Origin of the sequence: Bradyrhizobium sp. 157 (assembly GCF_023073815.1) — a bacterium.
Taxonomy (GTDB): domain Bacteria; phylum Pseudomonadota; class Alphaproteobacteria; order Rhizobiales; family Xanthobacteraceae; genus Bradyrhizobium.
Genome location: NZ_JADPKF010000048.1, coordinates 35530 through 48157, shown reverse-complemented (window position 1 = coordinate 48157; position 12628 = coordinate 35530). Strand labels below are relative to the sequence as shown.

General features: G+C 63.3%; 10 protein-coding genes. 6 read left to right on the top strand and 4 right to left on the bottom strand.

All coding sequences use genetic code 11. The annotated features are described in order from the left end of the window. Positions 1 to 66 precede the first annotated feature (66 nt). Complete coding sequence (locus tag IVA95_RS10695) at positions 67 to 1386, top strand: UDP-glucose/GDP-mannose dehydrogenase family protein (RefSeq protein ID WP_247510439.1); 1320 nt, start codon at positions 67 to 69, stop codon at positions 1384 to 1386. A 46-nt stretch (positions 1387 to 1432) separates the two neighbouring features. Continuing rightward, positions 1433 to 2476 carry an NAD-dependent epimerase gene (locus IVA95_RS10690; RefSeq protein ID WP_247510497.1) on the top strand — a complete coding sequence of 348 codons (1044 nt, stop codon included), beginning with the start codon at positions 1433 to 1435 and terminating at the stop codon, positions 2474 to 2476. Here IVA95_RS10690 and IVA95_RS10685 read toward each other — a convergent pair. After that, a complete protein-coding gene (locus tag IVA95_RS10685) occupies positions 2473 to 3417 on the bottom strand; it encodes a helix-turn-helix domain-containing protein (RefSeq protein WP_247510438.1) in 945 nt (314 codons plus the stop codon). The genes IVA95_RS10690 and IVA95_RS10685 overlap by 4 nt on opposite strands. A 154-nt stretch (positions 3418 to 3571) precedes the next feature. On the opposite strand from IVA95_RS10685, the gene IVA95_RS10680 reads away from it, so the two are divergent. The 4 genes from IVA95_RS10680 (at position 3572) to IVA95_RS10665 (ending at position 8283) form a co-directional block, all read left to right on the top strand. Next, positions 3572 to 5548: a primary-amine oxidase gene (locus tag IVA95_RS10680; RefSeq protein WP_247510437.1), complete on the top strand. Its 1977-nt coding sequence runs from the start codon at positions 3572 to 3574 to the stop codon at positions 5546 to 5548. 44 nt (positions 5549 to 5592) lie between these two features. Further along, on the top strand, positions 5593 to 5757 hold the full coding sequence (locus tag IVA95_RS10675) for a hypothetical protein (RefSeq protein WP_247510436.1): 165 nt from the start codon (positions 5593 to 5595) through the stop codon (positions 5755 to 5757). Between the two features lie 26 nt (positions 5758 to 5783). Continuing rightward, positions 5784 to 7406, top strand: coding sequence for a gamma-glutamyltransferase (gene ggt, locus IVA95_RS10670; protein ID WP_247510435.1), 1623 nt, complete (start codon positions 5784 to 5786; stop codon positions 7404 to 7406). Positions 7407 to 7479: 73 nt separating this feature from the next. After that, positions 7480 to 8283, top strand: a complete 804-nt coding sequence (locus IVA95_RS10665) for an MBL fold metallo-hydrolase (protein ID WP_247510434.1) — start codon at positions 7480 to 7482, stop codon at positions 8281 to 8283. On the opposite strand, the gene IVA95_RS10660 is transcribed toward IVA95_RS10665, so the two are convergent. The 3 genes from IVA95_RS10660 to IVA95_RS10650 all read right to left on the bottom strand — a co-directional run bounded on the left by IVA95_RS10660 (position 8280) and on the right by IVA95_RS10650 (position 12618). Beyond that, positions 8280 to 9368 (bottom strand): 2Fe-2S iron-sulfur cluster-binding protein, encoded by a 1089-nt coding sequence (locus IVA95_RS10660; RefSeq protein ID WP_247510433.1) that lies wholly within the window; start codon positions 9366 to 9368, stop codon positions 8280 to 8282. The two genes, IVA95_RS10665 and IVA95_RS10660, sit on opposite strands and share 4 nt — an antisense overlap. After that, positions 9369 to 11252 carry an ethylbenzene dehydrogenase-related protein gene (locus tag IVA95_RS10655; RefSeq protein WP_247510432.1) on the bottom strand — a complete coding sequence of 628 codons (1884 nt, stop codon included), beginning with the start codon at positions 11250 to 11252 and terminating at the stop codon, positions 9369 to 9371. A 265-nt stretch (positions 11253 to 11517) separates the two neighbouring features. Then, on the bottom strand, positions 11518 to 12618 hold the full coding sequence (locus tag IVA95_RS10650; RefSeq protein ID WP_247510431.1) for a hypothetical protein: 1101 nt from the start codon (positions 12616 to 12618) through the stop codon (positions 11518 to 11520). Positions 12619 to 12628 lie beyond the last annotated feature (10 nt).

The window sequence follows — 12628 nt, the reverse complement described above, 5'->3', positions numbered from 1 at the left end:
CGTCGTTTCACCGCCTTTCCGCCGGCGCGGCCTTTGGGCCGCGCGGCTTCTCAGACAGGAACCGTAATGCATATAGCGATGATTGGCGCCGGCTATGTCGGGCTGGTGTCAGGGGCGTGCTTTTCCGATTTCGGCCATCAGGTCGTCTGTATCGACAGCAATGCGGAGAAAATTGCGAGCCTCAACAACGGGGAGATGCCGATCCACGAGCCCGGACTGGCCGAACTGGTGGCGCGAAATGTCGGCCAGGGCCGCCTTTCATTTTCGAGCGACCTGAAATCTGCGGTCGGAGATGCGGAAGTGGTGTTCATCGCGGTCGGCACGCCGTCGCGCCGCGGCGACGGCCACGCCGATCTTTCCTATGTCTATGCGGCGGCGCGCGAGATCGCGGGCGCGCTGCCCGAGCACGCGGTGGTGGTCACCAAATCGACGGTCCCGGTCGGGACCGGCGACGAGGTCGAGCGCATCATCCGCGAAGAGAATCCCGGCGCCAAAGTTGCCGTCGTTTCCAATCCCGAATTCCTCCGCGAAGGGGCGGCGATCCGCGACTTCAAGCATCCCGACCGGATCGTGATCGGAACGGATGATGCGCGCGCCCGCAGCGTGATGGCTGAGGTGTACCGGCCGCTTCACCTCAACGCCTCGCCGATCCTCTATACCGACCGCCGCACCGCGGAGCTGACGAAATACGCCGCAAACTCCTTTCTCGCCACCAAGATCGCCTTTATCAACGAGATCGCGGATCTTGCCGAGAAGGTCGGCGCCAATGTGCAGGAGGTCGCGCGCGGGATCGGACTCGACAACCGGATCGGGCAGAAATTCCTGCATGCGGGGCCGGGCTTCGGCGGCTCCTGTTTTCCAAAGGACGCGATGGCGCTGATCAAGACCGGTCAGGACAATGAAGCGCCGGTGCGCATCGTGGAAACGGTGGTCGCGGTCAACGATCAGCGCAAGCGGGCGATGGCGCGCAAGGTGGCGAACGCGTTCGGCGGCAACATCCGGGGCAAATCCATTGCGGTGCTCGGTGTAACGTTTAAGCCGGATACGGACGATATGCGCGATGCGCCGTCGATTCCGCTAATCACGGCACTGCAGGACATGGGGGCCGAGGTGCGAATTTTCGATCCCGTCGGCATGGAGCAGGCAAAGAAGGTGTTCGAGAACGTCACCTTTTGCGACAACGCTTACCGATGCGCCAAGGGATGCCACGCGCTCGTCATCGTCACGGAATGGGAGCAGTTCCGGGCGCTCGATCTCAAGGAATTGTCCACCATCATGGCCTGCCCCGTGATCGTCGATCTGCGCAACATCTACTCGCCGGAGGAGGTGGAGCGAAACGGCTTTCTGTACTGCGGCGTGGGACGGCCGAAATCGGTGGCGTACTGACAAGCATGAGCCGTCATGACATCGGCTGGTGGAGGGTGCACGCATGATGCCGGATCAGGCAATTCTGGTAACCGGAGCCGCGGGCTTCATCGGATTCCACGTGGCGCAGCGGTTGCTGCAGTCGGGCCATCGCGTGGTCGGGCTCGACAACCTCAATTCATATTACGATCCGCAACTGAAGGCGGCTCGGCTCGCGATCCTGCGCAACGATCCGGCTTTTCAGTTTGAAGAATTGGACGTGGCGGATCGCGTCGCGATACCGGCGCTGTTTGCGCGCCATCGATTTCCCGTTGTCATCCATCTGGCCGCGCAAGCAGGCGTGCGGTATTCGCTGCAGGATCCGCATGCCTATGTCGACGCCAATCTGGTCGGCTTCACCAATGTTCTGGAGGGATGCCGGCACCACGGCTGCCGTCATTTGTTGTTCGCATCCTCGTCGTCTGTGTACGGGGCCAACAGGAAGTTGCCCTTCTCGGTGCATGACAATGTCGATCATCCGATCAGTCTTTATGCCGCGAGCAAGAAAGCCAACGAACTGATGGCTCACTCGTACAGCCATCTTTACGGAATCCCGTGCACCGGCTTGCGGTTCTTCACGGTGTACGGCCCGTGGTATCGGCCCGACATGGCGCTGTTCGTGTTTGCGGACGCGATCGTTCGCGGCAATCCAGTCAAGTTGTTCAACGCCGGGCGGATGCTTCGCGACTTTACCTATATCGACGACGTGACCGAAGCGCTGGTCCGCCTGATCGATCGCCCGCCGCAGGTCGGGCAGCCCGGGCCTGGGCTGGACGGAATTCAGGACCCGGGATCGAGCATCGCTCCTTGGCGCATCTACAATGTTGGCAACAACAAGCCGCAGGAATTGATGCTCGTGCTCGACATCCTCGAGCGTGAACTGGGGCGCAAGGCTAACAAGGAATTGCTGCCGATGCAGCCGGGCGACGTGCCGACCACCTATGCCGATGTAGATGACCTCGTGCGCGACGTGGGCTTTCGCCCGGCAACCCCGATCGAGGACGGCATCCAGAGGTTCGCAGCCTGGTATCGCAGCTATCACGAAACGAGCCAAGCGATGGCCGCATCCTAGAAGCGAACCGGCACGCTTGCGCGAAAATCCCGCGGCGTGGTGCCATGCTTGTTCTTGAACGCGCGCGTGGCATGGGCGGCATCGGCGAAGCCGCACTGATGGGCAAGGCTGGCGATCGAAACGGTTGCCAGCGAAGGCTGCCGCAGCAGGTTTTTGAACAGCTCGGCACGCAGATGCAGGACATGTCGTTCGAACGTGGTCTCGCGGTCGGCGAAGATGCGGTGGAAGGTTCGCTCCGAGATGCCGAATTCGGCGGCGAGCGCCGGCACCGGTCGGACAGCGGCGATATTGGTCCTCAGATGGGTATCGATCAGGCGGAACAGGTCGGGCCGGGAGAGTTGATGGCTGGCGCCTGCGGCGAGACGCAACAGGGCCGACAAATAGGCGACGATATCGGGTTCGTCTTGTCGTGCCGGTGCGTCGGATAAGGAAATCGCGTCGCGGACCATCGCGGCAATCGAACGCGCAACCGTCCCGGATAGCGGCACCGGCCTGGCGCATAATCGCTCCGCGCTGGGAATGGACCGCAACAGCGATGCGGCGGGGACGGTCGCGATCAGCAGTTCTGCGCGCTGTTCGGGACCGAACAGCCGATCCTCGAATGGGCGCCGTGCATCGTAGAGCACGCCATATCCGGGATCGATCGTGCCTTCGTTGCCGGCCTGCACCATCGCGCTGCGCCCGCGCCGCTGGAAATCGAACATGAATTCGTCCGATCCGGCCCGGCTCACCAGCCTGGCGTCGCGGGTGTAGCATTGCGGGCTGCTGTCGAAGCGCACGAGCTTGGCACCGCCGATCTCGACGAACTCGAAGTGGCCGCTGACGACGACGCACCCGAGCGGCTTGGTCTCGATATTGGCGAAAGACCGGCAGATCGCCTCGGTCCAGAAGGCCTGACGCTCCGTCGGACGGATCGGGTCGGTGGAGACGCTGATCGGCATCGCGTGACGACATCCGGTTGATGAGCCCTCAGCGTCGCGCAGGACTGGTGGCTCTGGCAAGGCCCAAACCAGCGCCGGACGTGGCAGGTTCATTCAAGACGCGCCGTCTCGGACCGCCGTAACCTGCGGCCAGTCCATGGGAATTCGGTCCGATATGATACCTACAAAGCCATTTGTCGGCACAGATGCCGATCATCCGCTCGACCCGCTCAGCGAGGCCGAAGTCGCACTGGCGTCCGAAATATTGAAGAAAGAGAAGAGACTCGGTGCGCACGCGCGATTTACCCATGTGCAACTCGAAGAGCCCGCCAAGTCCGACGTCCTCGGATGGACGCCAGGGGCCGGACTGCCACGCCGGGCCGCCGCCACCCTGTTCGACTGCAAGACCGGTGCGACGCATGTCGCCACCGTGGACCTTGAATCAAAGTCCGTGACAGCGTGGAACGAGTATTCGACCAAGGCCCATCCTTACGGCCAGCCGCCGATCACGATCGAGGAGGTGTTCAAGGTCGGCGACATCGTCAAGGCCGACGCGGACTGGCGGCGCGCGATGAAGCGGCGCGGCCTCGATGACAAGGACATCGAGCTGGTTCAGGTCGATCCGTTTTCGGCCGGCTATTTCGACCGCGAGGTGGAGAAGGGCCGCAGGCTGGTCAGCGCGGTGTCCTATTGGCGTAGGGATCTCAAGGACAACGGCTATGCGCACCCAATCGAAGGCGTAGTCGCGCTCGTCGATCTGATCGAGAACCGGATCGTCCACCTGGTCGACGAGCCTGACGTTATCCCGATCCCAAAAAAGTCGCGCAACTATGATCGGGCGTCGATTCCGCAAACGCGCAAGGACGTCAAACCGCTCGATGTCGTGCAGAAGGACGGCCCGAGCTTTACGGTCGAGGGCTGGAAGGTCGCTTGGCAGAACTGGTCGTTCCGCGTCGGCTGGACCGCGCGCGAGGGCCTCGTGCTGCACCAGATATCGTTCCGCGACGGTGCGCGCGAACGGCCGATCATCTACCGCGCCAGCGTCACCGACATGATCGTGCCCTATGCCGATCCGACCGCGAACCACTTCTGGAAATGCGCTTTCGATGCCGGCGAGTATGGGCTGGGCAAGCTCGCCAACGCGCTCGAACTCGGCTGCGACTGCCTCGGCCATATCAATTATTTCGATGTGCCGGTCGCCGACGATCACGGCAAGCCCAGCATCATGAAGAACGCGATCTGCCTGCATGAAGAGGATTACGGGATCCTCTGGAAGCATTATGAGTTCCGCAACGAGACGTTTGAGGTCCGCCGATCGCGCCGCCTCGTCATCTCCTTCTTCACCACGGTCGGAAACTACGACTACGGCTTCTTCTGGTATTTTTATCAGGACGGCACCATCCAGCTCGAAGTCAAATTGACCGGCATCATCCAGACCGCGGCGGTCGCCGCAGGCAAGGACTACCCGTGGGGCGGCATGGTCGCCGAGAATCTCGGCGGCCCAACCCATCAGCATTTCTTCAATGCCCGCCTGCACATGATGCTCGACGGCGAAGGCAACACCGTCACCGAACACGAATTCCGCCCGCGGCCGTGGGGTACGGACAACCCATACGGCAATGTGTTCGATGTCACGGCCCGAACGCTCTCGCGCGAGCGCGATGCGGCGCGTGAGGCCGATGGCCGGACCGGGCGCTACTGGAAGATCAGCAACCCCAACAGAAAGAACAGCGTCGGCGGTCCGACGGCGTATAAATTGATAGCGCAGAGTGCGCCTGCGATGCTGGCGCAGGAGGGCTGCTACATGACCTCGCGCGGCGGATTTGCGACCAAGCATATCTGGGTCACGCGCTATGCGCCCGACGAGCGCTACGCGAGCGGCGAGTTTCCGAACCAGCATGCCGGCGGCGACGGCCTGCCAAAATATATTGCCCAGAACCGAGGAATCGAGAACCAGGATATCGTGGTCTGGCACAGTTTTGGGGCGACGCATGTCTGCAAGCCCGAGGATTTTCCGGTGATGCCGGTCGAATATGTCGGCTTCACCCTGAAGCCGAACGGCTTCTTTGCCGAGAACCCGGCGATGGACCTGCCGCCCGACCGCAACGCTGCCAGCCGGGACAACCGCGACAAGGATTCATGCTGCGGCTGACGACCGCGGATTGCTTTTTCTTTCATCAAGCAAGGAGACTGATCATGAATCGCAGGAAGCTCCTCACGGCAGCCGGCGTCGCTGTCACCTCCACCGGCGTCGCCGCGCAATCCGTGCCCGTCTTGCGCTGGCGTCTCGCCACCTCAGGTCTGCGAGGCCACCTACGACAATTGTTTGATCAGGCGGATTCGTACCGGACGGACGCCTGACCGCTCGGTATCTTCGGGGGAGTGAATTGGACATTCGTACCGGCCGGCCGGTCACGCTGGCTTCAAACGGCATGGTGACGTCGCCGCACTCGCTGGCGTCCGCGGCTGGCCTCGACGTGCTTCGCGCCGGCGGCTCCGCCATCGATGCCGCGATTGCGACGAGTGCCGTGCTCGCGGTGGTCTATCCGCACATGACCGGGCTCGGCGGCGACGCGTTCTGGCTCATTCACGACGGCGCCAGCGGCGAAATCCGCTACCTCAATGGCGGCGGCAAAGCGGCAGCCGCTGCAACGCTTTCGTCGATCGAGCAGCGAGGGTTGAAGGAAATCCCGCTGCGGGGAATCGTGCCGGCGACGCTAACCGTGCCGGGCGCGGTGGCGAGCTGGATCGAGGCGCACAATGTCCATGGGCGATTGCCTCTGCGGCGCGTGCTCGAGGGCGCCATCGGCTATGCCCGCGACGGCTTTCCGGTCACCGGCCGTCTCGCAAGCTTCATCGAGATGATGCGCGACGATCTGCTTGGGGATTGCGAAGCCGCCGCGCTGTTCTTTCCGCAAGGCACGGCCGCACAGCCAGGCGCGAAGCTCACCAATGCATACCTTTCCCGCACGCTTCAATCGATCGCGGATGATGGATGGTCCGGCTTCTATCAAGGTAATGTCGCTGCTGAAATGGCGCGCGTTTCGAAAGAGAAGGGCGGCCTGTTCCGGCTCGCCGATTTCGGCCGGCAGAAGGCCATCTGGGGCGAGCCGCTGGTTGGCCGCTACCGCGATGTCACCGTTTTCAACACGCCGCCGCCAACGCAAGGCTTTACCGTGCTCGAAATGCTCAACCTCGTCGAGCCGCATGAACTGCACCGAAAGGATTTCCTCGGGCCCGATCATGTCCATCTCCTGGTGCAGGCCAAGCAGATCGCCTATCACGACCGCGATCAGATGCTTGCCGATCCCTCGTTTGCCGACGTGCCGGTCGAGCGGCTGATATCGAAGGAATACGCGGACCTGCGCGGCCGGCTGATCGACCGGAGATCGGCATTGAAGTGGGACATGGTCCCGTCCTTCGGCAGCCTCGCCGGCGATACGGTCTATATCGCCGCCATTGATCGTCACGGCAATGCGGCATCGCTGATCCAAAGCCTGTATGGCGCATTCGGCGCGTGCGTGGTCGCGGGAAACACCGGCGTCATCCTGCAAAATCGTGGTGCGTATTTCTCGCTGGATCGCAACCATCCCAATCGCCTCGAACCCGGCAAGATCCCGCTGCACACGCTGATCGCCTCGATGGCCAAGCGCGACGGCAAGCTCTGGAGCGCGCTCGGCTGCATGGGCGCTGATGGCCAGCCGCAAATCCAGCTCCAGCTCTATGCGGCCATGATCGACTTCGGTCTCGACGTTCAGGAGGCGATCGAGATGCCGCGATTCCTGTCCGGCCGCTTCGCACTCGGCGAGGCACGCGACACGCTGCATATGGAGGGACGGTTCCCTGCCGAAACGATCGATGCGCTCGCACAGCGCGGCCACACCATCAACCGCTGGGACACCTGGAACGAAATGGCCGGCCATGCGCATGGCATCACGATTGACCGGCGGAACGGCATGCTGAGCGGCGGTTCCGATCCGCGCAGCGATGGCGCAGCGGTCGGTTACTAATTGTTGATACGCCTCTCGCATTGGCCGGACTTCCCATTTTGCGTTACCACTCCTGCCGACAGGAGTGATGCCGATGCCGCTATGGACCTGCGAACAATGTGGTGCCCAGTTTCCCGAAAGTGCCGAGCCGCCGCCGGCGTGCCCGGTGTGCGAGGACGAGCGGCAATATGTGAACTGGAACGGACAGGCGTGGCTCACGCGCGAGGAATTGGCACAGCGCCACAAGCTCGTCTGGCGTGACGATCTCGGCATTCCCGGCATCGTGCTCAAGCCGAGTTTTGCGATCGGACAGCGCGCGCTGCTCGTGCGGGATGCGGATGGTTGCGTGATGTGGGATTGCGTGCCGCTGGCGACTGGCGAAGCCATCGATTACGTCCGCTCGCTCGGCGGCCTGAAGGCGATTGCCGTTTCGCACCCGCATTACTACGGCGCGGTCGCCGACTGGAGCGATGCGTTCGGCGGCGTGCCGGTCTATCTGCATGGTGATGACAGCGCTTTCGTCACGCGGCCGCATCCGGCCATCGTGCCGTGGACCGGCGACAGCCACCGGATCTCGGACGATATCCTGCTGGTGCGAACCGGCGGACATTTTGCCGGCGCCACGGTGATGCATTGGCGCGCGGGTGCGCAAGGGCAGGGCGCATTGCTCACCGGCGATGTCGCGATGGTCGCGCTGGACCGCCGCTCGCTCAGCTTCATGTACAGCTATCCGAATTACATCCCGCTCAATGCCGCAGCGGTCCGCCGGATCGCGCGCGCGGTCGAACCGCTGGCCTTCGATTGCATCTATGGCGCGTGGTGGGGCCGTAACATCCGCGAGAATGCAAAGCCGGCGTTCGAAATGTCAGTCCAGCGGTACATCGCAGCGATCAGCTAGCGGTTACCTGCGCCAACTGCGGATACGCCGCGGGGCATCGGCGCCGCGCGTTGCGCTGGCTGCAACGGGATCGATCCCGTTTTGGGCTCGCTGAGCCAGCCGGTGAGGCGCGACATCAGGCCAGCCTGCTCCACCCTTCGCGGCTCCTCCACGAAAGGGTCGGTGTAGCATCGGGCGCCCGCAGCCTTTGCAATCCGCGCCACGGCATCGGTCATCGCTGGCGCGCCCGCGGTATAGACCACGTCATCAGGCGTGAGTTTTGGCAAATGATCGGTCGGCCGGCCGCTGCGAACAGCATGCGAGATGTTTTGCGGCTCCGACACCATCGGAATCAGCGTGACGTTGGGAAACAGCGCCAGCCGGCACAGCGCCGCGTGCATGTAGAGCGAGCGGATGCTCCGTGCCGCCACCACGAAGACCATATCGCGCTGGGGCTGCTCCATGATCGCGGCGACCGCGACCGACCACATCGGGGCGAAACCGGTGCCGCTGGCGACGAGAACGATGCGCCCGGCATGGCCTTGCCTGAAAAAGGCGCGGCCGTACGGTCCGGTCAGCTTGACGCGGTGCCCGGGGCGAATGTCGTGGCCGAGCGCCGAGGATACCAGCCCATCCCTGACCTTTCGGATATGAAAGTGCAGGATGCGATCGTGGGGCCGGCCTTCCAGCGGATAAGTCGGGCTGTAGGACCTTGCCGGGAATCCCTGAAATTGCAGCTTGCAGTATTGGCCGGGAAGGTAATCGAGCGGCTTCGGCAACTCGATGTCGACACCCACCACATCAGGTGCGAGCTGAACGGTCTGCGCCACTTCCGCCGACAGCGCCACCGGCTCGGGAGCCGGCTCGATCGCAATTTCGAGATCGGAAACGATTCTGGCCTGGCAGGCATGGATCATGTCGTCGCCCCGGCTATGGCCGCCGAATACCTGGCCGTCGACGAGCCGCACGCGGCAGGCGCCGCAAATTCCGGAACGGCAATCATGCGGAAGATCGACCCCGTTCATCAACGCCCAGTCGAGCAGAAGCTCGCCGCGATTGGCCAGAAATGGCTCGTTGTTGATCGTGACTTTGCAAATCCTTGACATTTATTCCACCTCGATACGAATAGGACGGACGTGCCGCGTATGTCTGATCTGGCTGTGATCGAACGCGGCGACCCGCATGAAGATGCCGGTTTTGATCGGCACGTCGAACTGGCTTGTGGTATCGAGCCGACGCTTCACCTCGAGCGCCCAGTGGCCGGAAGCCCAGCGGGCTGCGCATCTGATATCGGCGCGGTCGCCTGAAAATTCGCCGCCCAGGATGACGCCCGGGATCACGGTCCCCGTTGGGATGCGGGCGTCGAGGTTGGTCGAATACGGCACGGAATCCTGCTCGGTCATGAACCATCGCGCGCCGTCGCTTTCGCCGTGATTGGGATCGAGGTCGATATCTCCCATCGCGTTCGTCGTGTCGGCGACGACTTTGGGCAGGCGCAGCGGAGCGATTAGCCGGCTGCGGCGCGGACCGCCTGACGTGTCGGCCTCGACGGTGAAATTGTCCCGGTAGTTTGCCGTGCCCGGGTCGGGCGCGAAGCCGCCCTTGTACGGAACGACGTTTGCCGCCTGCATCGGGGTCGGATCCAGCGGCGGCCCGAAATGGGTATCGTCCATCCATCCGGTCGCGCCGCTCGTGGCCTTCCACTGCCAGACATCGGCATAGCCGGTCGCCGTATAATGCAGGCCGCGGCCGCTCATGGTGGCCGGCGCGCCGGCGACCGGCTGCGGCCCGGGATGAAAGGTTCGCCCGCCGGCCAGCGTGACGTCCGACGTGGTCAGCAGCACCGAAAACTTATCTTCGTTGTACCGATGCTCGTCGCCAGCCTGAAAGCCGGAATGAAGCAGATGCCATCCATCGGCCTGCTTGACGAGCGGCAGGTGTTTTAGCGAGCGCGTGGAATCTTCCCAGGTGAAGAGGAAATACGCATAGGTGCCATCATGCACCGCGCGAATGCCGATTCTGGTTTCGCCCTTGCCGTCGAAATTTCCGCCTTCTCCGGTCAATAGCGAGAACGCCTTGACCCCGCGCCAGGCCCGATCGGACGTGTCGCCGTCGAGGACCGGCGCGTCGGCGGGATTGATGCGGCGGATCTGCACACCATCCACCGCCAGACGATCGGTCGCCACGAGGAGCGAAGCGCCGGTGATCGCAGCGGCGGCTGCCACAAGGAACGGATTGGCCTGCAGGGTCGCGTTTCGCGATCTCGAAGGCCCGGGATGGGATCGCGGCGTCTGATCCGGCTCACGCGTTCGATCGCGGCGCGCCTCTGCGCGAGGCTGCAGTGGGTGCGCTGAAACCTCGGGCGGCGCTTTCGGGTCTTCGGATTCCGGCAAGCGTGCCGATTGCTTGGCGAGCATGCCCAAAAGCTCGACGGCATCGAGCCGTGGCGGCGGCGCCGGCAGCGGAGCGGGACGAAAGATGCGCAGCAGCTGCGAGACGCCGCCGCTCTTGTATTGGGTCAGGACATGAAGGACGACAAAGGCGAGGATCACCCAGGTCCCCACCCAATGCAGCATCGCCACGTCGTAGCCGGAGTAGAAGCCGAAATAGAGCGCGCCGCCGCTGACCAGCAAACCGAACATCGTGACGAAGAAAATCCAGTACATCAGGGCGATCACGGCGCTCAACCTGGCCTGTCCGCGGCCGAACAATCCGCGCAGGCGAACCTTGTCGAGCTGGACGCGGCGCCCGAGGCCGGAGCGGAGCATGTAGACGACGTAGCCGATCGCCACCGCGACCAGGACGACGGCCGCCTGCATGTGGGCGACCCATACGCTGTCGCGCGGCAGCACGGCATCGAACCAGTTGATCCAGGTCCGGTCGGGCGTCTCAGTCGCAATGCGTAAGCCCGTGACCAGCGCAACGGCGAAGGCTGCCACGAACGTCCAGTGTAGAATGATGGTCCCATAATCCGTCTTACGCTGCCTCACACATATGCCCCGCTACTTCACTTCCCGAACAGCAACCGATGGCAATGATTCTCGCCAACCGCCGATGTCGCTGCCGTACTAGTGATGGTCCTCAAAGCCGTCGGTGAGGCCATCGTCCAAGGTCGTTCTTTGCGGGCACTGGCTGGTGAAGAGCTCTTTTGCGCCCGCCGCGTGCGCCGGATCGGCGAACGCGTTTCTTGCTTTGATGTATCGGCCTCCAGCGTCCCCGACGTGTCGAGGGCGCCGGAGGTCGCGCCGCGCGCCGCTATCCCCACATGTGATGTAAATGATGTGCCAGTTCGGGCATGTCCGAATGGGCTTGGTCCACGCCGCCGATGGCGACGTCGGCACTCGCAACCATCACCGGCTCGCCGCTGATGGTGGGGGCTGCGACTTGTTGCACGTCCGGGGCAGCTACCGCGGCCATTGCCGCCGGATCGGTAGCATCCGGAAGCGGCGAAAAGCCGCTGATGCCGCCTTGCGTTGTCATATCAGCCAGATTGGCATCGCTCTGGATGATGTCGATGATGTCGAGGATGTTGTCCACGCTGGCCTGTGCCGCCGTGGGGCTTATAGCGGGGTCGTTGATATAGACGAGCTCGAGTTGGAGTTGCTGCACGATCTCATCGGCATGGACGCCGGTCAGCCCGTCGAACAGTTCGGGGTTGGCGGTCATCAGCGCCTGCATGTCCGATATCACAGCATTGATGTCATCGGTGATCTGCGCCCGGTTATCGTCATTGACCCCGCCGAGGATCTGACTGGCCACGTCGTCGAAGATCGCGCCGATCTCCGCGAGATTGTGAGGCGCGGTGGCCGTGGTGCCGGTGGGCAGCGGCGCGGCCGGCGCCGGATTAGCCAGCACGGGATCGGTACTGACGGCATTGATGACGCTGAGTTGGCTGGCGCGAAGCGTTTGTTCTGCGCCGGCGGCGTTGCCGAACGAGCCTGCCGAGATCGCCGAGGCGTTGGCAGCCGAAATGGCGCTGGTGATGTCGGACAGGATCGCCTGAACGTGGCCGAGCGCGGCGCCGGAAAACTGGCCTGTAGTGAGTTCGGCCAGCAGATTGTTCTGCACCGCGGTGAGATCGTTGGTGTGGTGTACAATGCTGCCGGCTGCCTGGCTGCCATTGCCGATTGCGCTTTGCTGCGGGGCATCCACCGGCGCCCGAGCCATGCCGTTGAAGGTTGAGCCGAGGTCAGAGAAATTCGAACCGACAGGCCGTGACGTCGCTTGGCTGGCCGGCGGTGTTTCATCCGGCGGTGTCGTGGACTGCAAAGCCGGAGCGACTGGCGGGCTGGCGGTTTCATCGATCGGAAGATCGAGATCAGCGTCGGGCTGATCCCCGTGAGCCAAGCGAGCCATTGTTCGTCCC

Bases quoted from the DNA above. Each gene is read 5' to 3' on its own strand.
- IVA95_RS10695 (WP_247510439.1), top strand. From the start codon at position 67: ATGCATATAGCGATGATTGGCGCCGGCTATGTCGGGCTGGTGTCAGGG.
- IVA95_RS10690 (WP_247510497.1), top strand. From the start codon at position 1,433: ATGCCGGATCAGGCAATTCTGGTAACCGGAGCCGCGGGCTTCATCGGA.
- IVA95_RS10685 (WP_247510438.1), bottom strand. From the start codon at position 3,417: ATGCCGATCAGCGTCTCCACCGACCCGATCCGTCCGACGGAGCGTCAG.
- IVA95_RS10680 (WP_247510437.1), top strand. From the start codon at position 3,572: ATGATACCTACAAAGCCATTTGTCGGCACAGATGCCGATCATCCGCTC.
- IVA95_RS10675 (WP_247510436.1), top strand. From the start codon at position 5,593: ATGAATCGCAGGAAGCTCCTCACGGCAGCCGGCGTCGCTGTCACCTCC.
- IVA95_RS10665 (WP_247510434.1), top strand. From the start codon at position 7,480: ATGCCGCTATGGACCTGCGAACAATGTGGTGCCCAGTTTCCCGAAAGT.
- IVA95_RS10660 (WP_247510433.1), bottom strand. From the start codon at position 9,368: ATGTCAAGGATTTGCAAAGTCACGATCAACAACGAGCCATTTCTGGCC.
- IVA95_RS10650 (WP_247510431.1), bottom strand. From the start codon at position 12,618: ATGGCTCGCTTGGCTCACGGGGATCAGCCCGACGCTGATCTCGATCTT.